Raw genomic sequence first — 21,039 nt, 5'->3', positions numbered from 1 at the left:
CCATCCAATCAAAAAAAATTTATCTTTAATCAATTAACCCCAAGCAATGAAGGATCTCATCTCCTTTTTTACGAGGATTCCCGTAAATGGAGATATCTATAAAGCAAGGCAGGAAATTGCCCTACTACCATTAATCGGTCTGATAACAGCATTCATACCCGCTGCAATTCTTTACGCGAATATTCCATTCAAAAGCTTTCTATCCCTGCTCTCTCTGTATTTAATCATCGGCATAATACATATCGATGGTTTAGCCGATTTCTTCGACGGTCTGGCAACCAAGGGAGGTGCTCAGAGAAAGATTAGGGCTATGAAAGGAGTTGAGGTTGGTACTGCTGGAGTGCTTTCCATTGTTTTGATTATTGCCGTGCAGCTCCAAGCTCTTGAAGCGATTCCGTTCATGGGAGTGTTTGCAGCAGAGGTGAACTCGAAGATGTCGATGCTGCTGATGCTCTCAAACAGGGATTTTATGGATGGTATGGGGAAATTTTTCGCAGAGGGTCTGAGCAGAAGTAGACTAGTCCTTTCTTCTATCATATACATGGCAGTGATCGTATTCCTTTCCATGATTGACAGAGTGTATTTGCTATCAACCTTAGCCATGATCACACCGTACATTGTGGCAGGAGAGAGCAGAAAGAACTTTGGAGGAATCAACGGCGATTGCGTCGGAGCCTGCGCTGAGATCACAAGGGCTTTAAGCCTGTTCATCATCGCAGCTTCAGCATGGTTCTTAAAGTGATTCTTGCTGGAGGAAAATCGAGCAGGATGGGAAGAGAGAAGGCTGTGCTCAAAGTAGGTGGCAAAAGGCTGATTGAAAGGGTGCTTGATGCCGTGCTTGATACCTCCTCAGACTGCCTTGTAGCTTTAAGCAGGAACACTCCCGAAACGGAGAGATTCTGCAAGCAGAATGAGATACCCCACATCAGAACTCCCGGAAAGGGTTATGTCGAGGATGTCGTGTGGATTCTGAAGGAGTATGGAGCTTTCATCAGCATTTCATGTGATATTCCATTCATCAGGAAGGATGACATAAAAGCAATAGAGAGAGCCTTCTCGGAAGACATCAGCCTCACCGGATGCATAAGCTTGAAAAAGATTCCAAAGGGTTCTTCATGCAAAATATATAGAGATAGGGTGCTGATAGGGATAAACACAGTATCTGAAGGAGAAGAGAAGTTTTTTGAATTTGAGAATGTACTGCTGGCCCTTAACATCAACTATCCGTTTGATCTTTATCTGGCGAATTTGTTTGCGAAATATCTGGATAGCTGACGAAATCTCTGAGAGTTTCTCTCAGGCCAACAACATCCCCTATGATGATTATGGCTGGTGCTTTCACACCCTTTTTTCTGGCTATCTCGGCTATATTCTTTAATTTTCCCTCCACAACTCTCTGATTCTCCATGGTCGCGTTCTCGATGATCGCCACAGGAGTCTCCGGGTCCTTTCCATGCTCTATCAGTTTCCGGACATTCCTCTCCAGATTTGATACTCCCATCAGAATCACTATTGTCGCGTTGATTTTCGCGAGAGCATCCCATGTGATCCTTTCCTTGCCTTCCCTGCTCTCCCTTTCCCTTCCCGTCATTATGACCACTGCCGGAGAGAACCTCCTGTGGTTCAGCGGTATTCCCGCCAGTGGTGGAGCTGCTATTGCAGAGGATATGCCGGGAACTACTTTGACCCTGATACCTCTCTCAGCGAGAAACTCTGCCTCCTCTCCACCTCTGCCAAAAACGAATGGGTCTCCACCTTTAATTCTCGCAACTTTCTTACCCTCACTCGCATACCTGTAAAGGAGCTCATTTATTTCATCCTGTGTCTTCTTATGCCTTCCAGCCCTCTTGCCAACATCTATGACCTCTTTGCACTCTCTCCTAACGAGTTCCTTTATCTCATCTCCGATGAGGTCGTCGATGAGGGCCACATCTGCTTCCCTTATAAGCCTCAAAGCCTTAAGGGTTAAAAGCTCCGGATCTCCGGGGCCTGCACCTATCAGATATACCTCTCCTTTAGCCGTAACCATCCTTAACAGCCTCGGCAAACTTCCGTGCCTTTTTGATGACTTCCTTCAAACCATCAAAGCTGAACTCCTCTGACATCTTCAAAACCTCTTTTCCATCAGGCTCGAGTATTTCGCATGTTACCTTCATGGATGAGCCATCAGTTTCGGCGAGAATTCCTGCTGGAACTGTACATCCAATACCCAGAACTTTTAAGACTTCTCTTTCGGCAATAGCAGATAGCATGGTATTCTCGTGGTTCATGAAGGATACCAAGCTTTCCTCCCCCTCTCTAGTTGCAACCGCGATTATCCCCTGATTTGCTGAAGGGATGAAGCTCTCGGAATCCAGCCTCTGATAATCTATGTCCAGACTGAGCCTTATCAGTCCAGCTTCAGCCACGATTATGCCATCATATCCATCCCCAAGCTTTCTCAGCCTCGTATCCAGATTCCCCCGGATATTCTTAATTACGAGATCCTCCCTGAACCTCCTGAGCTGTGCGGCTCTTCTCAAGCTTGATGTTCCTATGACGGCTCCATACTCCATCTCCTCAAGCCTGCTGCCATCCTTGGATATGAACGCATCGTACGGGCTCTCCCTCTCAAGGTAGGCTGAGATAACAGTTCCTTCCACTCTCTCCACCGGCACATCCTTCAGGCTGTGAACTGCAATATCGATCTCACTGTTTGCGAGGGCCTCATCTATCGCCCTTACAAAAGCCCCGGAGCCCTTGAACGCATATAGTGGCTTATCTTTCATTATGTCCCCTTTGGTCTTGATGATCCTGATCTCTACCTCATACTGATCCCTGAGCCTTTCTACAACTTTGTTTGTCTGAGCCAGAGCGAGCTTGCTCCCCCTTGTCCCCACTACAACTTTCTCAGACATTCGATTACTGCCTCCGCAATTTTCTCAGCATCGCTCTCACTGTGGGAATACGAAAGGAAGCAGGTCTCGTACTGCGATGGCGGGAAGAATACACCCTCTTTGAGGAGTTCCCAGAAGAAGGCTTTGAACTTCTCCGCATCAAGCTTCAGTGCATCCTGATAGTTCCTGGGCTTCTGTCCGAAGTATATGCAGAACATCGAGGCTATGTGGCCCACATCAACTTTTGCAGCATCCCTGACCCTCTCGGCAATATCCTCCGTGAGCTTTTTCAGATAGTTATAGACCTCATTCTCCATCAGGAACCTAACCGTAGCATACCCGGCTGTCAGGGTGAGCGGGTTGCCGCTGAATGTTCCAGCCTGATATACCGGCCCAACAGGGGATATGCTCTCCATTATCTCCTTTCTTCCGCCGAATATCCCGCATGGCAGCCCTCCACCAGCGATTTTTCCGAGGGTTGTTATATCGGGCTTTATACCGTAAAGCTCCTGAGCGCCTCCGATGGATACCCTGAATCCGGTTATTATCTCGTCAAAAATCAGGAGAACATCATTTTCAGCCGTTATCTTTCTAACTTCCTTCAGGTAGTCCTCTTCCGGCAGTATGAGGCTTGAATTTCCCATTATCGGTTCGAGTATTAAGCAGGCAACATCCTCATTTTTCTCAAGCAGATCCGCAAGAGCCTCAGCATCGTTGTACGGAACCTGCAGCGTATTGGCAACGAACTCCTCAGGAACTCCGGCAGAATTTGGCACACCGTGGGTTGTTGCACCACTGCCTGCTTTAACCAGAACCGCATCGTGTGCTCCATGGAAACTTCCCTCAACCTTCACGATCTTCTTCTTCCCTGTAAATCCTCTTGCAAGCCTTATCGCGCTCATCGTAGCCTCACTACCAGAGTTGACGAATCTGAGCATCTCTATCGATGGATACAGCTTCTTTATCAGCTTCCCGTACTCAATCTCAAGCTCTACCGGTGTTCCGTAAAGCCAGCCCTTCTCAAGCTGCCGCTCTATAGCCTCTCTAACGACGGGATGTGCGTGGCCAAGAATTAGCGGCCCATACGCCATGCAGCAGTCGATGTACTCGTTTCCATCAACATCCACTATCCTAGAGCCCTTAGCGTATTTCGTATAGAAAGGCTGGGGTTTAACAGCCCTGACAGGGCTGCTCACTCCTCCTGGCAGTATATCGATAGCGTGTGAATAAAGGTTTTTGGACTTTTCCAGATTGAAATCCAAAATGATCACCTCCTAAATCAGATCAGCAATTTCCTTTGCATGATAGGTTATTATAAGATCGGCACCAGCTCTTTTTATTGCAGTGAGAATCTCATAGGCTATCGCCTTTCCATCGAGCCATCCCAGCTTCTCGGCAGACTTCACCATCGCATACTCACCGCTAACATTGTAAGCTGCAAGTGGGATGTTGAAGGTATCCTTTGCCCTCCTGATTATGTCCAGATAAGCCAGAGCCGGCTTGACCATAACGATGTCCGCTCCCTCCATGATGTCAAGTTCTATCTCCCTCATAGCCTCATCGGAGTTGTGTATGTCCATCTGGTAGCTCTTCCTGTCACCAAAAGCAAAACCAGAATCAGCAGCCTCTCTGAAAGGAGAGTAGAAACTTGAGGCATACTTTGCAGAGTAGCTCATTATCGGTATGTCCTGAAATCCATTCCCATCAAGCTTTTCCCTTATAGCCTTAACCATCCCATCCATCATTCCAGATGGAGCCACAATATCTGCTCCTGCTTCGGCATGGCTCAGCGCTGTTTCCGCTATGAGCTCGAGCGTTGGATCGTTCAGAATTTCCATTCCCTCAACAACACCGCAGTGTCCGTGGCTTGTGTACTCACATAAGCAGACATCCGTGATCAGAATCGCGTCATCAAATTCCTTGCTAACCGCTCTAAGAGCTTTCTGAATAACTCCATCCCTATCATATGCAGAACTGCCCTTTTCATCTTTATAAGAGGGCAAACCGAACAATATGAAGGCTTTTAATCCAATTTCCATGCACCTCTCAACCTCATCCACAACACCGTCTATTGGATACCTGAAGTAGGACGGCATCGATGGGATCTCATATGGCTCCTTCAGGTTTTCATCAACGAAAATTGGAACTATCAGATTATCCTTACTCAGCCTAACCTCTTTCAGAATCTGCCTCAGCTTTTTCTTTCTCAGTCTTCGCATCCTCGTTACAGGAAACAAAGTCTTCACCTCCAAAAAGGTATTCAACATATTCGATTATCTCGGGTTTTCCGTTTCTTGCAGCCTCTCTGAGCCTCATCGTTGGCAGCCTGAGATACTTCTTAACCAGAGAGTTCACAAATCCCTCCAGTATTGGCAGAACTGTCTCATCGACCCCGTATTTTGCGGAGAGCTTGTTGTAGAGTTCGATAATCTCATCCCTCTTTATCCTTTCAGCAGAAGAGTACATCAGGCTTATAGCATGATTTGCCTTCTTCTCCTTGATTGCGTTTTTGAGATTGATGAATTCCTCATGGATTATCTTCTCAGCCATTGGTATCTTTTCCTTCCTTTTCTCAAGATTTCTTTCGCTTATAATCCTCAAATCATCTATTGTGTAAAGCTCAACACCAGGAATTTGTTTCACATCCTCCTCCACATCCCTCGGAAGGGCGATATCCACTATCAGAATTCCTCTGTCCCTGTTCCGCATCACCCTTTCAACCGTATCCTTCCTGAGTATGTAATGGGGGGCAGAGGTTGCGGAGATTATAACATCGCAATCTGTCATGCAGGACTCGAGCATGTCGAACCTTACAGCCACTCCACCAATCTTTTTTGCAAGCTCTTCAGCCTTCTCATAAGTCCTGTTGGCTATCAAAACCGTGCATGCGTTTTTATTAGCTATTGAGTTCGCAACAAGCGTTCCCATCTCTCCAGCTCCAATTAACAGTATCTTCCTGCCATCCAAACTGCCGAGGACATCTTCAGCCAGCTCGACTGCAGCAGAACCTATGCTGACAGAGCCTTTGTTGATCCCGGTGAGGTTTCTGACCTTTCTGCCAGTATTTATCGCCTTTTTGAAAACCAAGTCAAGATAACCTCCTATCCCACCAAGATCCTTGCAGATGTGATAGTACTCCCTGACCTGCCCGAGAATCTGATCCTCTCCTACCATCATCGACTCCAAACCAGAGCAAACCCGCATTAGATGCATGATGGCAGAATCATCCTTCTTGTATTCAACATAACTTTCATCGATTTCGAACTTTGATGAGAACTCCCTCAAAACATCCATCGTGTTGTTGCCAACAAGGTAAAGCTCAACCCTGTTGCATGTCATGAGGAAGGCACATTCGCTGATCTCCTTCCTTGAAAGCATGTCCACAATTACCTTCCTCAAATCCTTCTGCCATATTTTCTCAAGAACATCTATGGGAGCTTTTTTGTGAGAAATGACCATGCATGTGATTTCCATACCACCACCCGGGTTAAAGCTTTTAGAAGTGGACTCTATTTATAACTTTATCTCCCGCCTTACCGTTTCCGATTGGCTATCAGAACGGCTATGGCAATTGAAAGCACAGAGGTTGGTAAGGAAAAATCAGGAATTTCAAACCTGTCCTCCCAGTCATCATAAAATTGATTTCTCAGGAAGTTGCATGCTGATTTGTTGTCGATGAGGATTGCTATCTCCCTGTTAAGCTTTAAGCCGTATTCGTTGAAGTTTGCGGATGTTATTACGCATCTGCCATCGGCATACAGCATCTTTCCGTGCAGGGAATCGAAGCCCTTCAGCTTTATCATCTTGGCCTCGAGGTCGCAGTTCCTGAAATGGTTAAGAAACTCTATCAGCTTCAGATTCCTCTCTGCAGAATGTTTTGAATCAAGGAGAATTCTTATTTTAGCTCCATTTTCGCAGGAAGATTTAAGCAGATCCAGCAGATAATCATCGCCAAACCATGTCAGATCCATGTACGGCACCTCTATCAGAAGCTCTTCTCTGGATTCAGCGATCATATCAAAGATTGGGTTGCTGTCAGGAAGGATGTAGAGCGTCACATTTCCCCTAAAGCTGTAGCTGCCAGCCTCAACGACAAAAGATCTGCTGCCCCTGAAATCGGAGAATGATTGCAGGGATGTGGCATATTTTATATCGTTATCCACAAGCTCTTTCAGCCTCTTTGCTATTTTCTCACTTTTAAACTCAATCAGAAAACCTCTGTTTGTTGTCTTCCAGTTTTCGGTTGTTACTATCACCCTTTTATCATCAACTACCGCAAATTTGTAGTGAAAGTTTTTGTAACTCTGGCTTTTCAGGAAGTAAACCTGATCGGCTTTCCTAACAACCTCCATCTCATCGAGGGGTATCCCACCAACTGGGTTGGCATCGAGCAGAAGCGTGAGGTTGATGTTCTCATCAACCATATCGTGAAAATCATCGTGCAGAATGTATGATGCAAGAACAACACTGTAGTTGGCTTTAATCTTGAATTTATTCGGGAAAATGACTATTCTGGCAGAAACCGTATCGCTTACTGGCTCGAAGGATGTCCAGTTGAGGTATCTGAAATCCCATCCATCTGAGCGATAATAAACCACATCCCTATCGCAGTATGGAATCATTCCGTTTCTGCCATATGAGAAAGTATCGGCAAGTGTGTTATTGCAGTAGAGGTATATCTCCTCACCAGTGTTTGATAACCTGAACTTTCCGCCTGCTTCAATCGTCGCATTATATCCAAATTTTTTGTAAAATTCCTCCAAGCTTTTTGTAACTATAACCTCTCCCTGTTCTGGCAGAAGAACTTTTCCTTCCCCATCAGTAAGATAGCCATCCCTGCACTCACTCAGGCTGAGCCTGACGAACTCATAGCTACCACAATTCGGGCATACCTCAACAATAGAGTTCGCTTGAGCAGGAAGAATTAAAAGAATCAGGATTAGCAGAATTAGCAGGGATATCTCAGAACTTACCCTCATTGTTGAGTTCTTTTCTCAACTCCCCAAGGGTTGCCACTCTTTCGGCCACAACATTGTGCTGGTGTATGCTCTCCTCATTTTCCTGCCTGAAAATAACCAAGATGTCATCAGGAGCGTTCACAAACTTTTCAACGGTTTTTTTAGCCATTATCCTGACGCTATCCTCGACAAACCTCGGATTTTTGTGTACATTCTCGACTACTGCAAGCTCATCCTCCCTCTTCAGAATCTCGTAAATTTCATAGCTCATCGAACTCCTCGCAACCTCGATCAGCTCATCTATAGATGGCGAAAAACCATCTTTAACCTCCATCTTTATTCTCGCCCTTCCACGCTGGTTGTGGGATGGGAATGGAATTATCTGCATTATTTTTGAGATTTCATCATCGCTAAAACTATTTTTCAACACCTCGGCATACTTCGCCTTTACAAGCTCCTGAGCGCATGGACAGGATGTTATTCCGGTGACCTCAACCCCAACAAGAATCCTCTGATTCCCATCCTTCCACTTAACAGCATCACAGAAGATCTTAACAACCTCCTGAGTTTTCTGATGGGTTACCGGAGTTCTCTTTCTTAAGATAAGCTCTGAGACCATCTTCACCTCAGCCTTGGTTGCGTACTCATGCTTCTCAAGCAGGGCATCGGCCATCTTTATCGTAAGCTCTTCCACTGTCTTGACGGGGGTGGCTGTGAGGTTCTCAATAACCTCGTCCACAGCCTCGAAATTTCTGCTCAGGTTTACACCTTTCCTCGTGGAAGGCAGATCAACAAAAACATCGAAGTTGGAGATGAGAATTATCGGCCTTTTACCATCTCGCTCAACCTGAACGAGCTTCTTAACTCCTGTTGCACCAACTCTGCTGAGTCCTATCGGCACATCGGGTTCGAGTAGCTGAACATCAGGGAGCATCCTTCTAATTTTCTTGTATCAGGTATAAAAGGATAGCTATTTTTAATCGAGATTGCAAAACGAATTCTTCAGAAAAAAATATGTAGGATTGAGTGAAATTACAAACATGCTGCTTGCATATATCCTGATCAACACCGAGATTGGAGATGAAGAGAAGGTATATGATGCTTTAATGAACATGAACGGAGTTATGGAAGTACACATCGTGTATGGAGTGTACGACATAGTGGTCAAGGCTCAGGCTGAAGACACCGATACCCTCAGAAAGATAGTCGAAAACATAAGAAAGAAAGCTGGCCTGAGAAGCACACTCACGCTAATAGTAACCAAGTAATGAACGAAAGAATGGTGCAGGTGAATCTGAGCCTCGGAATCTCAGTTTCCTATCCTTCGTTTGATGCTATCTCCCGAAGGTTTAGGATACTACTATCCCGAAGCGTGCCCTTCACCTGCAATACTTATTTATAATTAATAATACTTAAAGTTTTTGGTGTTGTGATATGGAGAATTTTATAAAAGACCTGAATGAACTGGTCGAAAAAATTTCAGATGATCTTGAGGAAGAACAGAAAAGTGAGATTCTCAGGCTCAGAGATAATCTCGTAGAGCTAAAGGAGAGAAAGATCGTAAATACTGCTCATTCAGTCATGGAGCTAATTGTAGCAAGACATCTACTCGATAAGGGTTACAGCGTGGATGTTGAGTACAACCTGAACTCAATAAGCTGCGATGTTTACGGAGAGAAGGGACTTGGAAACATCATCGTGGAGATCGAAACCGGATTCGTTCCTCCATTCCATGCCCTCGACCCTCAAAGGTATCTCAGGGCAAGAATCTCAAGCAAAATAGCAAGATACAGCCACTACTGCTCAAAATTCGTGATAGGTGTCCCCCAGCACTATTTAATGCCAGTAGATGAGATATTCCTTCTACCCCCGAGAAAAAGAAAGTTAAGCGAATTGAAGAGGGTTAAGAGTCTCTGCGATATATACTACAGCAACCCTCCGGTAACAATCAATGAAGTGAAGAACGCAAGGCTTCACTCCATCTACATTCTGGATGTTGATAATGCATCTCTAACAGAACTCGATCCCGAAACATACTACGAGATTCTGAGGAAGCACAGGGATATCCTGATACCGCAGTAAAAGTTATATTTTCTACACCTTAAGCCAAATTAAGGTGATTCAATGTCAAATAAAGTTTACTTTATTGGGTTTGGCCCCGGAGATCCGGAGTTGCTGACAGTTAAGGCGTTCAATCTGCTTAAGAAAGCAGATTTAATAATCTATCCTGGATCCATCATCGAAGAGGAGTCCCTTTCTCAGTTTAAGGGTGAAAAGATCAGCAGCTATGGCTTAACTCTGGAAGAGATCGTTGACATTATTGAAAAAGCCTTAAACGAAGGTAAACTTGTTGTTAGAGTTCAGAGTGGGGACCCTTCAATATATGGCGCGATTGCCGAACAGATCAATGAGCTGAAGTCGAGGGGGATTGATGTTGAAGTAATTCCTGGAGTCAGCAGTGTTTTTGCATCATCAGCATCTCTTGGAATTGAGCTGACAGCTGGTTGCAATGGGGTTGCAATTCTGAGGCCAAAAGGGAGGACTCTCGAAGAGGATTACCTCGAAGAGGTTGCAAAGCTTCCGCTAACAATTGTCATTCTTTTAGGTGTTGCCAAGATAGACTACATTGTCGAAAAAGTTGGAAAAATCAGGGGTTTTGATGAGCCATGTGCTGTAGTGTATCATGCCTCGAGAGAGGATGAGATCAAGATAATATCCAGCCTCAGAAACATCGCTGAAGATGTGAGAAAGCTTGGAATAAGAAGGACTGCAACCATAATTATTGGCAAAGCTGTTAAAGGTTCAGCAGAGAGGTCATATCTGTACGGTTGCTTTGCTGAAGGAGTGAAAGGATGAAGATAGCTCTCCTCTGCTTTGAGAGAGATGCTGAAAAGCTCAAAGAGATAAAACGATTTCTTGAGAAGAAATACGATGTCGATACGGTGATCTACAAAAAGCATGTCTGGGAAGATCTTACTGACTATGACTGCGTAGTCGCTTACATGCCCTCGGGCATAGTTGTGAGGGGCATATGCCCGTACCTGAAGTCCAAGTGGACTGATCCTGCAGTTGTGGTTCTCGACAAGCCGCTGATGCATGCCATCCCGGTACTCGGTGGTCACCATGGTGGCAACGAGATCGCGAAGTACCTCGAGACATTTGGTATGAAAGCGATAATAACGACCGCGATGGAGTTCTCTCACGGATTAAGCGTTGGAGTTGGGTTCAGAAAGAGTGTTAAAGCTGATGAGATAATTCTGGCAATTCGAAATACTCTGAAAGAGATTAATGCTGAAATGGAGGATGTAAGAGTTTTATCCACGATCGAGGACAAAAAGGGCAGTGTGATACTCGAGGTTGCAGATGAACTCAAGAAACCGATAATTTTCGTTAAAAGAGATGAGCTGAACTCAATGGATGTTCAAGAGACTAAAGCAAAGATTATTGGTGTGAAGAATGTTGCCGAAGCTTGTGCAATATACTCCTCGAGCTCCGGAGAGCTTTTGCTGCCCAAGAGGGTTTACGGGGGTGTGACCGTTGCAATCGCGAGGTAAGCTCTATGTTGTTGGCATAGGCCCCGGAAGTACAGATTTGCTGACAATAAAAGCTCTGAATGCCTTGAAAGATTCGGAATACATCCTCGGGCATAAGACCTACATCAAAAGAATCTACGACCTCGTCAAGGATAAGAAGGTTATCGAGAGCGGAATGGGCAGAGAGGTTGAAAGGGTCAGAATGGCTGTAAAGCTGGCAGAAGAGAGCAGGGTGAGCCTGATCAGCGGTGGTGATCCATCCATCTACGGTATACTCCCGCTGGTTATCGAGTATGTATCCAGAAACAATATCGATGTTGATGTGGAGGCTATCCCGGGAGTTACAGCATCCTGTGCAGCATCATCTCTGCTTGGATCCGCCATAAGCGGAGATCATGCCGTGATCAGCCTGAGCGATTTGCTGATCCCGTGGAAGAAGATTGAAAAAAGGTTGCTACATGCACTGAAAGGAGATTTCGTTGTTGTAATATACAATCCATCAAGCAGAAGGCGAAAATCTAACCTGATAAGGGCGATGGAGATAATCAGAGAGCATCGGGGAGATGCTATGATAGGGATTGTAAAGAACGCTTACAGAGAGGGTGAGATGGTGTTGTTTAAGAGGGTTTCCGAGATAATCCAATGTCCGGAGGTTGTTGATATGAGCACAATTCTGATAGTGCCAAATTCTGAAACGATAATCGACGATGGGAGAATGATTTCTCCGAGAGGCTACGGAAACAAATACAATTTCTGAGGGATGAAAATGTACTTCGGTGCAGAAACCAGAGAAGCTATAAAAATAGCAAGGAAAAGTGCTGAGATTGCAAGAAAGCTTATTCCCGGAGATGATCTGAAATCCGAGATTCTGAGGAGGTGTGTTATAGCTACAGGAGACCCATCTGTTAAGGATATAATTCGCTTCAAAGGAGCGCCTGAGAAAGGTGTTGAGGCTATATGGGAAGGATGTGAGATAATCGTTGATGTGAACATGATAAAAGCAGGTTTGCGGGCAAAATCCATTTCTGCCATGGAGTTTGCAGACAGCAAATCCACAGACACGAGGGTCGTTTCAGGATTCAAAAAATTGCATAGCAGAATTGATGGATGCCTTCTGGGCATAGGAAACTCGCCCTCTGCTGCGATGCACATCTGCGAGATCGCCGAAAAAGTCAGACCGGCCTTCATAGTCGCCACACCAGTTGGCTTCGTCAATGCGGCAGAGTCCAAAGAGATGATAAGAGAGCTAGATATACCCTCGATAACTACCGTTGGAACAAGAGGTGGAAGCACGATTTGCGCTGCGATAATAAACTGCCTGATAGACTTCGCGAGGGATAGGTTATGAGAGATCCAATAGAGCTTTACAGATACCCTGAGGAGTGGTACTCAGAGGGTTGCGAGGAGAAGATCCTGAGCGGGCTCTACATACTCAGTAGAGATGGTTTCATAAGGAGGGGCATCACTACTGCGACCACAGCATGCTGTGCAATGAACGCAGCAATAAAATCGCTGTTCGATAACTCAGATTGCTCAGTTGAAGTGCTAACTCCAGCAGGGATAAAGCTCAGACTGAAAGCGAAAGCAAAAGATGGTGTTGGTGTAGCTGAGAAGTTCTCCGGAGATCATGAGTTCGATGTCACCAATGGTATAGAGATTGTCGCAAGAGTTACGGAAAAGAGGGGAATACGGTTTGGGAAAGGTATTGGTGAGAAAAATGGTAAAAAGGCTGTTAGCAGGAGCGCAATGGCTCAGATTAAAGAAAACTTCAGCTACTATACTAAAAAGTACGGATTCTCGGGTGGTGTTCTTATAGAGATACCTGATGGAGAAAAAATCGCGAAGAAGACCAAGAATGCTGAGCTTGGCATAGAGGGTGGGATATCTATACTGGGATCAACGGGCTTCGTTGAGCCGTGGTGCGATGAGCTTGTGGAGACAAAAATCGAAATCGCGAAAAGGTACAGAAGGATCTCCATAACTACCGGAAGGAGAGCCTGGCATTATGCCCTCAAAAAATTCCCTGAGTTCCAGCCATTTGTCTTTGGGGTTCATCTCGATAGAATACTTGGCGAGCATAAAGGCGAGAAGATAATAGTCGGTTTTCCCGGGCTGCTCTCGATATGGGCGGGAGGATATGAAAGGATTGTTAGTAAGGCGAGAAGATATTCTGCGAAGGTTGAGATCCTGGAGGCTTAAGATGCTGACAGTTGTTGGTTCCGGAATATGCAGAGACCATCTCACAGACAGGGCTAAAAAGATTATTGAGAGAGCAGAAGTCGTTTACGGAAGTAAAAAAGCACTGGATAATGTAAGGGAGTTCATTAAAGGAAAGTTTAAAGTCATGAAAGGGTTCAGTGAGGCAGAGTACTCCGAGATCGTTGAGGAGAGCAAAAGGAAGAATGTGGTTGTTGTGTCAACAGGAGATCCAATGGTTGCAGGATTGGGAACCAAGTTCCATGCCGAAGTGGAACCCGGAATCTCGAGCGTTCAGGTAGCCCTTGCCAAGCTGGGAGTTGATCTGTGCGATGTTGTTGTGATGAACGCTCATAGTAAGGAGGTTAACCTGAGAGAAATAATGCATTTTTTGAAGTTCAGAAGTGTTCTCATACTTGCAAACAGAAGGTTCGATATCAAAAAGCTTGGAGAGTTAAAGGTGGTTTTACTCGAGAATATGTGCATGAACGAGAGGGTTAGAGAGGGTTTGGCATCTGAGATGGAGTTGAGTTCTGATTATACGATAATTTTTATCAGGAGGTGATTTTGTGAGGAGAGGTCTGGTTATCGTTGGCCATGGAAGCCAGCTACCTCATTACAGAGAGGTGATGGAGAAGCACAGGGATAGAATAGAAAAATCAGGTGTGTTTGATGAAGTGAGGATAGCCTTTGCAGCAAGAAACAGGAAGCCATCTCCAGATGAGGCGATTAGAAGCATGCAGAGTGAAGTTGTCTATGTTGTACCACTGTTCATATCTTATGGTCTGCATGTGACCGAAGATCTGCCGGAGATCCTCAACTTTCCCAAAGGGATAGGTGTTAAAGAGGGAGAGTTTGAGGGAAAGAAGGTTATCATCTGCGAGCCGATAGGTGAAGACATATTCGTCACCTATGCAATCCTGAATTCCGTTTTCGGGATAAAAGCTTAAATCTCTTAATTTTTTATCGATTCTCCCCTTAGTTTCATCGGTGCCATGCCGATTACCGCAATAAAGATCGAACCGAAAATTGAAAGGGCAAAGGTTCTTATCGCCTCCTCAGATCCCATGCTGAAGTTCTCGTAATTCGACAGGATGTAAACGCTTCCACCCCACAAAGCAAGTCCGGCCGAGACTATCAGGAATGAAATCGTCAGATACTTGACATAGCTCTTTCTTTCAATCACAGCATCCAGCATCTTTCCAAGAGAAATTGAGATCCCTCCCGCTGTGAAGTACCATATCACCCCATAAATAAACGAGGTTGCCAGTGCTATAAGCCCGGGAGATACAGGCTGCAATGTCAGCTTCCAGAAGGTGTAGAACCCTTCGATGACTCCTATAGTGAAAAGTATCGCGGAAATTATGTATGTAACAAATGATATTCTGCCCTCTAGCAGGGCCGTTTTCAGGTTTGAAAAGAATGTTTCTATGCCGATATCCAGCTCATAAGCTCTGAGTATCATGTAAACTCCTATCAAAAATATCATCCCGCCTATCGCATATTGTGGATAGTCCGCGATCACGAAAATCGAGTAAATGATCAGGGTCACACCAATGGGTGTGAAAAAGTTCTTGACAACCTTAGGATCGCTCAGAACTTTCCTCAGCATGTAAACGGTGCCTTCTATCGTTTTGCTCTGTTTTACGATAATCCTTTTTACGGAATCTATCTTGAATCTCGAACTTATTAGCGGTAAAACGAACTCATCCTCTGAGCCATCCGTAACAACAATAACACTTTCCGGCTTAATTTTTGAGGCTATATAGTCCAGATGTTCTGCTATCTTACTATCAGAGACCACACCAACACTTATGTCTCCGGTTATCGTAACTACCTCAACATCCTCTCCAGCATTCCTCAATTCATCGTAGATCTTTATCGCACCGAAAATCGTATTTATATCAGAATCTTCCGGATCATTTTCGGCAAGCTTTATGGCAGCGTTCAGGTTATCCTCTCTACCGATAATAACGCCCTCAATACCGGCCTTCCTTCCGAGGTCGTTATCTCTGTCAATCGCTAGAATAACTTTTTTAGACATTCAAATTAAGTTTTTAAGACGAATATATAAAGCTTTTTTTCAGAAAATTTAAAACCGTGTTTTTCCATTAACATAGAGGCAGACCTACCATTGATTCTGGGATTTTTAGAGGGTTGTGCATTACTGCTTTGAAGGAAATCCCTGAGATTCCTTAATTTCCACCAAAGTTTTTTCCCTCAACCTTAACTTTTATCTCGCTGAAATTGTATGTTTTCGAAGTTACATTATCGCATTATGAATCCAAACAGAAACCTTTATATTCGTTATGCATGGTTGTATATATCGGTGATACCATGAATGATAAAGCTCTATCCCAAAAGGCATGGCTGCTTATTGCCGTGATACTGGTTGCGGGAATTGTAGGAGTTGCCTGGTATTCCCAGACCACAAAGCAGGCGGAAGAGAGGGTGCTTACGATATCCACAACAACAAGCCTGTACGATACTGGATTGCTTGAAGATGCTATAGCACCCGCATTTAAAGATGCTACCGGAATAGAGCTACACTTCATACCAAAAGGAACAGGTGCTGCGATACAGGATGCGATGAACGGTGCGGCAGATGCCATTATAGTTCATGCGAGGAGCAAGGAGATAGAGTTCATGGAAAATGGTTATGGGGTCAACAGGAAGATCATAGCATACAACTTCTTCGTCATTGTTGGACCTGAAAACGATCCAGCAGGAATAAAAGGTCTGAGTCCGGTGGAGGCTCTGAAAAAGATCGTGGAAGAAGGCAGAAAGGGAAACGCCATCTGGGTGTCGAGAGATGATGGTTCCGGAACCAACACAAAGGAGATAGCGTTATGGGAAAAGGCCGGGTACAACTACAGCGAGATCAAGAAGGAATCGTGGTTCAGAAACACTGGCACGGGAATGGGAAAAACGCTCAACTACTGCAACAATGTCAGAGCTTACACACTATCGGACATGGGAACATACCTGAAGTATCGCATGGATGGTCTGATAGATCTGGCTGTGCTTGTGGATAAGGGAGAGGAGTTGATCAACATATACGCCATAATAGTCGTGAATCCGGAGAAATTTAACAAAGACTTCGATGGAGCGATGGAGCTTGTTAAGTGGCTTACATCCAGAGAGGGTCAGAAAACGATTGGAGAGTACGGTGTCGAGAGATACGGCAGACAGCTGTTCTATCCGGCTGTAGAGGTACTGGAAAAGAAGTCCGGGAACATATACCACTGGATCGTGAAGTACGGCTTCATCGAAAATAATGTGTGGAGTGAGTGTCCTGCGAAATACAGATATAAGGCAGACATTAAATTCTTCGAAGCAAAGATGTCATAGGAGTTTATATGGCCTGGGAGTACATACTCGACGGTATAAAACAGGCAGTCCATCTGATAGTAACGGCAGATCCGGACATAATCGAGATCACGCTCAGATCGATCAGAGTCTCGGGTATCGCCACACTGATGGCCGCACTGTGGAGCTTTCCAATCGGCATAATGCTTGGGATGCATAGCTTCACGGGAAAGAACATCTTAAAAGGTTTTTTTAACAGTTTACTGGGAATCCCAACCGTTGTGCTTGGTCTGATTCTCTATCTAATGCTCGTACCCTTCGGTCCTCTCGGTTTCCTCAAATTAATTTACACGGAGATGGGAATAAGCTTCGGTCAGTCGCTTCTGATAACGCCCATCATGATCAGCTTCATAGCCAGCTCGATAGAGGCTGTAGAAGGTGAGATAAGAGAGCTTGCGAGAACTCTTGGTGCTGGAGAGATTGAGGCTTCAATTGCTGTCATGAGCGAATCGATCTCAGGGGTACTGCTTGCTGTAATCGCATCCTTCAACAGGGCCATAGCTGAGCTGGGAATCGCGATCATGATAGGCGGCAACATATTCGTAAAAGGTAGCGCTTTAAATACGAGGGTGCTGACCACAGCGATGCAGATGTACACAGCAAGAGGAGAGATAGACATGGCAATAGCACTTGGAATAATCCTTCTTTCGATAGTATTTGCCGTCAGCACGATATCGAATTTAATCCAGAGCAGGCTGGCTTGACCATGATAGCAGAGTTGAGAGATGTATCAAAGAGGTATGGAAAGATCCTTGCCCTAAATAAGATTAACCTCAAGATAAGAGAAGGAGAGATTCTCGCGATAATAGGGAACAGTGGTGCCGGGAAGACAACGCTTTTGAGGATACTAGCAATGCTTGAAAGGCCAAGTGAGGGGAAGTACTACTACAGAGGCGAGGAGGCGAACGATCGGGTTAGAGGTAAGATAACGATGGTCTTTCAGAAGCCCGTTATGTTCAACACGAGCGTTTACAACAATGTCGCATATGGCCTTAAGCTAAGGGGCTACAGCAAAAAAGAGGTTGATGAGAGAGTTGCAAAAGCTCTCAACATGATGGGGCTCGATGGCTATGCAAGACACAACGCAAAAAGACTCTCTGGAGGGGAACAGCAAAGGGTAGCGATAGCCAGAGCTATCGTAATCGAGCCGGAGATGCTGGTCTTGGATGAACCAACAGCGAACCTCGATCCATCGAATGTCGTAATAATTGAGAAGATCATAAAGGATATCGCTTGCAAGGGGGTTACGGTTGTTCTTGCAACGCACAATCTCTTTCAGGCGAAACGACTGGCAGACAGAACGGCATTCATCTTCAACGGCAAGCTTGTGGAGATTGGAGAGACCAAAAAGATATTCGAAAGCCCAGAAAACGAGCTAACGAAGAAGTTCATTTCCGGAGAGCTTTACTTCTGATTTTTATTTTTAATCCTGAACCAGCTATTCCTGCAGCAAATCCCTCAGAGCGTTTGCAGATGTATAAACCGCTCCAGCTCCACCAATGTAGTAAGCTACCCTTAACGCTTCTGCAACCTCTTCCTTTGTGGCTCCATTCTCCATCGCCCTCACCGCAAGCACTTTCACACCCTCAACCGCTCCCTCCACAGCATCAACCACCATCGCCATGAGGTACTTGTACTTCAACGGGATCGATCCCTCTGAAAAGGCTGCTTCTTCCACAACTTTGAAGGATGTGTATCCCTCCTCATCCAGATTTTTTATAACATCCAGTGGATCCATTTTCTCACCTGATCCAAGAGGAACTTTAATCTCCTTAAACCTTCTGATCGATTGGTGTTCTGATTGATCCTGTATTCGAGAAACAAAAATCTCTTTGTTTTTGGCTCGGTGTTTTTTACCAGAAACTTATGATAGGTTGCAAGATTTTAATAATGTGAATAGTTAAAGCAAATGGGGGTTTGCATGTCTGAAGTTGATGTAGATCTTGTAAACAGAAGACTTGTCGAGATTAAACAACTGCTTGGTGAGCTCAGAAATATTGTTGAATTAGGTTTGGAGAAGTTTCTATCTAACTCATATCTTAGGGATGCGGCAAAGTATAAGTTGATTGTAGCCATCGAGGCTGCCATTTCAGTCTGTAACCACATTGTTGTGAGAGTTGTTAAGGAGATTCCGAGCAGCTACTCGGATTGTTTTATAATCCTCGGCAAGCATGGAATAATCTCACAATATTTAGCTGAGAAACTTGCTTATATGGCCAAATTCAGGAATATGTTCGTACATATTTACTGGAAAGTAGACGATAGAAAGGTTTATGAAATAATGAGAAAAGATATTTCAGATCTAGAGGAGTTCATCGAGGAGGTGAAAAAGTACGTTAGTAAATAAAGAGGAAATAAAGAAGAAAATAAAGAAAATTCTGGCAGAAAAAGATGAGGTTATCTTTGCATACCTTCACGGCAGCTTTAACGAGATTTACTTTAGAGATGTTGATATTGCAGTTTATGTTGATGAAAATAAGGTGGAGGATTTTTTAGATTATGAACTAAAGCTCTCTGCAGAAATTGAGAAGGCAGTAAGATTACCAGTTGATGTTAGAGTTCTGAATTCCGCACCGCTGAGTTTTAAGTATAAAACTATCAAGGGCGAACTCTTAACCAGCAAGAACGAAGAAATTAGATTCCGATTCATAGAGAGAATTCTAATGGAATACTTAGACTTTAAACCAATAGAAGAGAAGATAATAGAAGAAATACTGGCAGCATGAAGTAAATTAAGTGGGACACATCCCGTTCTATTCCAACTTTCAGAAAGTTTGAAACCAAAATAGCCGTCATAGCGAATACAATCCTGGGCACCTCCCCGAACTGAAACCTCATAACCAAGCAATTTAACGAGAGAGCCCAATAACCAAGGACTACAAAAACCAGAGCAATAACCGAAAACTGTAAAAAGGTAACAGCACCTACACCAGAAAGGTGATCCTATGGAGAAAGCTAATTCTGCTAAGGAGGCTGCAAGGCTCATCGAGGATGGGATGGTAATCGGAATCGGTTCAGGCAGTACGGTTGAGATCTTCCTGAATGAACTCGGAAAGAGAATTAAAGAGGAGGAACTGGAAATATGGGGAGTTCCAAGCTCCTATCAATCCCACATGCTTGCTGTCGAGAACGGGATAACGGTTACAGACCTGATCCAGTTTGAAGAACTCGATCTGTGCGTGGATGGAGCCGACCAGGTAGACGAGAACCTCAACTGCATCAAAGGCAAAGGAGGAGCGCTTCTGAGAGAGAAAATTGTTGCTCAGGCAGCGGAGGAGGTAATTATCATCGTCGATTCGAGAAAGATCGTGGATGTTCTCGATGAGAGGGTTCCGGTGGAGGTGTTTCCTTTCGCGTACGGCAATGCCGTAAAGGAGATCAAAAAGCTCGGTGGAGAGGCTGTGCTGAGAGAGTCCGATAGAAAGCTCGGAGCCTGCATAACCGACAACGGAAACTTCATACTCGATGTTGACTTCGGTAGAATAGAGGATCCAGAGGGGCTTGAATGCAGAATCAACTGCATAGCTGGAGTGTTTGAGAATGGAATATTTCCGAGAAGGCTGATAGACAGAGTTATTGTAGGAACCAAGGATGGTGTCAGGGTTTTAAGGAATTAGTGAGGTTTACAGAAATTTAATATATTTTGATTAGCTTATTTAAGAACGGTGGGAAAGATGAAAGAGGAGAAGATAATAAAGCAGGTTTCAGTTTTTGTCGAGAACAAACCGGGAAGGTTATCATCGGTTACAGAAAAACTGTTTAACGCTGGAATAAATATTAGAGCTTTTACGATTGCAGAAGCTGGCGATTTTGGTATAATCAGGATGGTTGTTGATGACACCGATAAAGCCTATGACACACTGAAAAAAGCTGGATTTACCGTATCACTTACAGATGTACTCGGTGTTGAGGTCAAGGATGAGCCGGGAGGGCTGTACAACATAGCAAAAGCCCTTGGAGATGCAGGGATTAACATAGAGTATGTCTATGCCTTCACATCTGGGGGGGACAGAGCATTGATAATCCTGAGGGTCGATGATATCAACAGGGCAATTGAGATCCTCGAGAAGGAGGGGGCTTTGTTCAAGGAAAGCGTTGATTAGTATC

At 44.6% G+C, this 21,039-nt stretch carries 27 protein-coding genes; 18 read left to right on the top strand and 9 right to left on the bottom strand.

What is annotated here, in order from left to right; all coding sequences use genetic code 11:
- Window positions 1–46 precede the first annotated feature (46 nt).
- Window positions 47–742, top strand: coding sequence for an adenosylcobinamide-GDP ribazoletransferase (gene cobS / locus ASULF_RS02810; RefSeq protein ID WP_015590185.1), 696 nt, complete (start codon window positions 47–49; stop codon window positions 740–742).
- The gene (locus tag ASULF_RS02805; RefSeq protein ID WP_015590184.1) at window positions 727–1,275 is read left to right on the top strand and encodes a GTP--adenosylcobinamide-phosphate guanylyltransferase; all 549 of its coding nucleotides are present in this window, start codon (window positions 727–729) and stop codon (window positions 1,273–1,275) included. Before cobS ends, ASULF_RS02805 begins: the two co-directional genes overlap by 16 nt.
- Here the strand turns inward: ASULF_RS02805 and cobA are convergent.
- The 7 genes from cobA to mptA are packed head-to-tail and all read right to left on the bottom strand — an operon-like array spanning window position 1,217 to window position 8,768.
- Window positions 1,217–2,029 (bottom strand): uroporphyrinogen-III C-methyltransferase, encoded by an 813-nt coding sequence (gene cobA, locus ASULF_RS02800; protein WP_015590183.1) that lies wholly within the window; start codon window positions 2,027–2,029, stop codon window positions 1,217–1,219. The genes ASULF_RS02805 and cobA overlap by 59 nt on opposite strands.
- Window positions 2,016–2,897 (bottom strand): hydroxymethylbilane synthase, encoded by an 882-nt coding sequence (hemC, locus tag ASULF_RS02795; RefSeq protein WP_015590182.1) that lies wholly within the window; start codon window positions 2,895–2,897, stop codon window positions 2,016–2,018. The genes cobA and hemC overlap by 14 nt, the downstream gene beginning before the upstream one ends.
- On the bottom strand, window positions 2,879–4,138 hold the full coding sequence (gene hemL, locus ASULF_RS02790; protein WP_015590181.1) for a glutamate-1-semialdehyde 2,1-aminomutase: 1,260 nt from the start codon (window positions 4,136–4,138) through the stop codon (window positions 2,879–2,881). The genes hemC and hemL overlap by 19 nt, the downstream gene beginning before the upstream one ends.
- A 12-nt stretch (window positions 4,139–4,150) precedes the next feature.
- Complete coding sequence (hemB, locus tag ASULF_RS02785) at window positions 4,151–5,095, bottom strand: porphobilinogen synthase (RefSeq protein WP_015590180.1); 945 nt, start codon at window positions 5,093–5,095, stop codon at window positions 4,151–4,153.
- Window positions 5,046–6,350 (bottom strand): glutamyl-tRNA reductase, encoded by a 1,305-nt coding sequence (hemA, locus tag ASULF_RS02780; RefSeq protein ID WP_015590179.1) that lies wholly within the window; start codon window positions 6,348–6,350, stop codon window positions 5,046–5,048. Before hemA ends, hemB begins: the two co-directional genes overlap by 50 nt.
- 59 nt (window positions 6,351–6,409) lie before the next feature.
- Entirely contained in the window at window positions 6,410–7,855 is a 1,446-nt protein-coding gene (locus ASULF_RS02775; RefSeq protein WP_015590178.1) for a phospholipase D-like domain-containing protein, read from the bottom strand.
- Window positions 7,839–8,768, bottom strand: a complete 930-nt coding sequence (mptA, locus tag ASULF_RS02770; RefSeq protein ID WP_015590177.1) for a GTP cyclohydrolase MptA — start codon at window positions 8,766–8,768, stop codon at window positions 7,839–7,841. The genes ASULF_RS02775 and mptA overlap by 17 nt, the downstream gene beginning before the upstream one ends.
- Window positions 8,769–8,874: 106 nt before the next feature.
- Here mptA and ASULF_RS02765 point away from each other — a divergent pair, with 106 nt between their 5' ends.
- From ASULF_RS02765 to cbiX, 9 genes are all read left to right on the top strand, one after another.
- Window positions 8,875–9,102 carry an Lrp/AsnC ligand binding domain-containing protein gene (locus ASULF_RS02765; RefSeq protein WP_015590176.1) on the top strand — a complete coding sequence of 76 codons (228 nt, stop codon included), beginning with the start codon at window positions 8,875–8,877 and terminating at the stop codon, window positions 9,100–9,102.
- A 166-nt stretch (window positions 9,103–9,268) separates the two neighbouring features.
- Window positions 9,269–9,916: a hypothetical protein gene (locus tag ASULF_RS02760; RefSeq protein ID WP_015590175.1), complete on the top strand. Its 648-nt coding sequence runs from the start codon at window positions 9,269–9,271 to the stop codon at window positions 9,914–9,916.
- Window positions 9,917–9,958: 42 nt separating this feature from the next.
- Window positions 9,959–10,690, top strand: coding sequence for a cobalt-precorrin-4/precorrin-4 C(11)-methyltransferase (locus tag ASULF_RS02755; RefSeq protein WP_015590174.1), 732 nt, complete (start codon window positions 9,959–9,961; stop codon window positions 10,688–10,690).
- Window positions 10,687–11,388 carry a cobalamin biosynthesis protein gene (locus tag ASULF_RS02750; RefSeq protein ID WP_015590173.1) on the top strand — a complete coding sequence of 234 codons (702 nt, stop codon included), beginning with the start codon at window positions 10,687–10,689 and terminating at the stop codon, window positions 11,386–11,388. Before ASULF_RS02755 ends, ASULF_RS02750 begins: the two co-directional genes overlap by 4 nt.
- Complete coding sequence (cobJ, locus tag ASULF_RS12115) at window positions 11,372–12,124, top strand: precorrin-3B C(17)-methyltransferase (RefSeq protein ID WP_015590172.1); 753 nt, start codon at window positions 11,372–11,374, stop codon at window positions 12,122–12,124. The genes ASULF_RS02750 and cobJ overlap by 17 nt, the downstream gene beginning before the upstream one ends.
- Window positions 12,125–12,133: 9 nt before the next feature.
- The gene (locus ASULF_RS12110; protein WP_201763922.1) at window positions 12,134–12,715 is read left to right on the top strand and encodes a precorrin-8X methylmutase; all 582 of its coding nucleotides are present in this window, start codon (window positions 12,134–12,136) and stop codon (window positions 12,713–12,715) included.
- Window positions 12,712–13,566, top strand: coding sequence for a cobalt-precorrin-5B (C(1))-methyltransferase (locus ASULF_RS02735; protein ID WP_015590170.1), 855 nt, complete (start codon window positions 12,712–12,714; stop codon window positions 13,564–13,566). The genes ASULF_RS12110 and ASULF_RS02735 overlap by 4 nt, the downstream gene beginning before the upstream one ends.
- Window positions 13,505–14,128, top strand: a complete 624-nt coding sequence (locus ASULF_RS11270) for an SAM-dependent methyltransferase (protein WP_081622991.1) — start codon at window positions 13,505–13,507, stop codon at window positions 14,126–14,128. The genes ASULF_RS02735 and ASULF_RS11270 overlap by 62 nt, the downstream gene beginning before the upstream one ends.
- Window positions 14,129–14,132: 4 nt before the next feature.
- Window positions 14,133–14,513 carry a sirohydrochlorin cobaltochelatase gene (gene cbiX / locus ASULF_RS02725; RefSeq protein WP_015590168.1) on the top strand — a complete coding sequence of 127 codons (381 nt, stop codon included), beginning with the start codon at window positions 14,133–14,135 and terminating at the stop codon, window positions 14,511–14,513.
- Window positions 14,514–14,518: 5 nt separating this feature from the next.
- On the opposite strand, the gene ASULF_RS02720 is transcribed toward cbiX, so the two are convergent.
- A complete protein-coding gene (locus ASULF_RS02720) occupies window positions 14,519–15,607 on the bottom strand; it encodes a DUF373 family protein (protein WP_015590167.1) in 1,089 nt (362 codons plus the stop codon).
- 293 nt (window positions 15,608–15,900) lie between these two features.
- On the opposite strand from ASULF_RS02720, the gene ASULF_RS02715 reads away from it, so the two are divergent.
- From ASULF_RS02715 to ASULF_RS02705, 3 genes are read left to right on the top strand one after another with little or no spacing between them, the layout of a single operon-like run.
- On the top strand, window positions 15,901–16,914 hold the full coding sequence (locus ASULF_RS02715; RefSeq protein WP_015590166.1) for a substrate-binding domain-containing protein: 1,014 nt from the start codon (window positions 15,901–15,903) through the stop codon (window positions 16,912–16,914).
- An 8-nt stretch (window positions 16,915–16,922) separates the two neighbouring features.
- The gene (locus ASULF_RS02710) at window positions 16,923–17,636 is read left to right on the top strand and encodes an ABC transporter permease (protein ID WP_015590165.1); all 714 of its coding nucleotides are present in this window, start codon (window positions 16,923–16,925) and stop codon (window positions 17,634–17,636) included.
- A 2-nt stretch (window positions 17,637–17,638) separates the two neighbouring features.
- Entirely contained in the window at window positions 17,639–18,346 is a 708-nt protein-coding gene (locus tag ASULF_RS02705; RefSeq protein ID WP_015590164.1) for an ABC transporter ATP-binding protein, read from the top strand.
- Window positions 18,347–18,370: 24 nt separating this feature from the next.
- Here ASULF_RS02705 and ASULF_RS02700 read toward each other — a convergent pair whose 3' ends face one another.
- The gene (locus ASULF_RS02700) at window positions 18,371–18,670 is read right to left on the bottom strand and encodes a carboxymuconolactone decarboxylase family protein (protein WP_015590163.1); all 300 of its coding nucleotides are present in this window, start codon (window positions 18,668–18,670) and stop codon (window positions 18,371–18,373) included.
- Window positions 18,671–18,853: 183 nt separating this feature from the next.
- Here ASULF_RS02700 and hepT point away from each other — a divergent pair, with 183 nt between their 5' ends.
- From hepT to ASULF_RS02680, 4 genes are all read left to right on the top strand, one after another.
- Entirely contained in the window at window positions 18,854–19,279 is a 426-nt protein-coding gene (gene hepT, locus ASULF_RS02695; RefSeq protein ID WP_015590162.1) for a type VII toxin-antitoxin system HepT family RNase toxin, read from the top strand.
- 7 nt (window positions 19,280–19,286) lie between these two features.
- Window positions 19,287–19,658 (top strand): nucleotidyltransferase domain-containing protein, encoded by a 372-nt coding sequence (locus ASULF_RS02690; RefSeq protein ID WP_048098095.1) that lies wholly within the window; start codon window positions 19,287–19,289, stop codon window positions 19,656–19,658.
- Between the two features lie 219 nt (window positions 19,659–19,877).
- Window positions 19,878–20,549, top strand: a complete 672-nt coding sequence (gene rpiA, locus ASULF_RS02685; RefSeq protein ID WP_015590160.1) for a ribose-5-phosphate isomerase RpiA — start codon at window positions 19,878–19,880, stop codon at window positions 20,547–20,549.
- Window positions 20,550–20,606: 57 nt separating this feature from the next.
- Window positions 20,607–21,035 (top strand): ACT domain-containing protein, encoded by a 429-nt coding sequence (locus ASULF_RS02680; RefSeq protein ID WP_015590159.1) that lies wholly within the window; start codon window positions 20,607–20,609, stop codon window positions 21,033–21,035.
- The last annotated feature ends 4 nt before the right edge of the window (window positions 21,036–21,039 follow it).

The sequence above is a fragment of the Archaeoglobus sulfaticallidus PM70-1 genome (genome assembly GCF_000385565.1).
Lineage (GTDB): Archaea > Halobacteriota > Archaeoglobi > Archaeoglobales > Archaeoglobaceae > Archaeoglobus_A > Archaeoglobus_A sulfaticallidus.
Note: the sequence above shows the minus strand (reverse complement) of the source record. Positions and strands in the feature narration are given on the sequence as shown.

What these genes read in the sequence shown, in the direction of transcription:
- ASULF_RS02765 (WP_015590176.1), top strand. Translation starts at nt 8,875, where the DNA reads ATGCTGCTTGCATATATCCTGATCAACACCGAGATTGGAGATGAAGAG.
- ASULF_RS11270 (WP_081622991.1), top strand. Translation starts at nt 13,505, where the DNA reads ATGAAAGGATTGTTAGTAAGGCGAGAAGATATTCTGCGAAGGTTGAGA.
- ASULF_RS02700 (WP_015590163.1), bottom strand. Translation starts at nt 18,670, where the DNA reads ATGGATCCACTGGATGTTATAAAAAATCTGGATGAGGAGGGATACACA.
- hemB (WP_015590180.1), bottom strand. Translation starts at nt 5,095, where the DNA reads ATGCGAAGACTGAGAAAGAAAAAGCTGAGGCAGATTCTGAAAGAGGTT.
- ASULF_RS02715 (WP_015590166.1), top strand. Translation starts at nt 15,901, where the DNA reads ATGAATGATAAAGCTCTATCCCAAAAGGCATGGCTGCTTATTGCCGTG.
- ASULF_RS02775 (WP_015590178.1), bottom strand. Translation starts at nt 7,855, where the DNA reads ATGAGGGTAAGTTCTGAGATATCCCTGCTAATTCTGCTAATCCTGATT.
- ASULF_RS02755 (WP_015590174.1), top strand. Translation starts at nt 9,959, where the DNA reads ATGTCAAATAAAGTTTACTTTATTGGGTTTGGCCCCGGAGATCCGGAG.
- cobS (WP_015590185.1), top strand. Translation starts at nt 47, where the DNA reads ATGAAGGATCTCATCTCCTTTTTTACGAGGATTCCCGTAAATGGAGAT.
- hemC (WP_015590182.1), bottom strand. Translation starts at nt 2,897, where the DNA reads ATGTCTGAGAAAGTTGTAGTGGGGACAAGGGGGAGCAAGCTCGCTCTG.
- hepT (WP_015590162.1), top strand. Translation starts at nt 18,854, where the DNA reads ATGTCTGAAGTTGATGTAGATCTTGTAAACAGAAGACTTGTCGAGATT.
- ASULF_RS02735 (WP_015590170.1), top strand. Translation starts at nt 12,712, where the DNA reads ATGAGAGATCCAATAGAGCTTTACAGATACCCTGAGGAGTGGTACTCA.
- ASULF_RS02750 (WP_015590173.1), top strand. Translation starts at nt 10,687, where the DNA reads ATGAAGATAGCTCTCCTCTGCTTTGAGAGAGATGCTGAAAAGCTCAAA.
- rpiA (WP_015590160.1), top strand. Translation starts at nt 19,878, where the DNA reads ATGGAGAAAGCTAATTCTGCTAAGGAGGCTGCAAGGCTCATCGAGGAT.
- ASULF_RS02705 (WP_015590164.1), top strand. Translation starts at nt 17,639, where the DNA reads ATGATAGCAGAGTTGAGAGATGTATCAAAGAGGTATGGAAAGATCCTT.
- ASULF_RS02720 (WP_015590167.1), bottom strand. Translation starts at nt 15,607, where the DNA reads ATGTCTAAAAAAGTTATTCTAGCGATTGACAGAGATAACGACCTCGGA.
- cobA (WP_015590183.1), bottom strand. Translation starts at nt 2,029, where the DNA reads ATGGTTACGGCTAAAGGAGAGGTATATCTGATAGGTGCAGGCCCCGGA.
- mptA (WP_015590177.1), bottom strand. Translation starts at nt 8,768, where the DNA reads ATGCTCCCTGATGTTCAGCTACTCGAACCCGATGTGCCGATAGGACTC.
- hemA (WP_015590179.1), bottom strand. Translation starts at nt 6,350, where the DNA reads ATGGAAATCACATGCATGGTCATTTCTCACAAAAAAGCTCCCATAGAT.
- ASULF_RS02805 (WP_015590184.1), top strand. Translation starts at nt 727, where the DNA reads ATGGTTCTTAAAGTGATTCTTGCTGGAGGAAAATCGAGCAGGATGGGA.
- ASULF_RS02760 (WP_015590175.1), top strand. Translation starts at nt 9,269, where the DNA reads ATGGAGAATTTTATAAAAGACCTGAATGAACTGGTCGAAAAAATTTCA.
- ASULF_RS02710 (WP_015590165.1), top strand. Translation starts at nt 16,923, where the DNA reads ATGGCCTGGGAGTACATACTCGACGGTATAAAACAGGCAGTCCATCTG.
- ASULF_RS12110 (WP_201763922.1), top strand. Translation starts at nt 12,134, where the DNA reads ATGTACTTCGGTGCAGAAACCAGAGAAGCTATAAAAATAGCAAGGAAA.
- ASULF_RS02680 (WP_015590159.1), top strand. Translation starts at nt 20,607, where the DNA reads ATGAAAGAGGAGAAGATAATAAAGCAGGTTTCAGTTTTTGTCGAGAAC.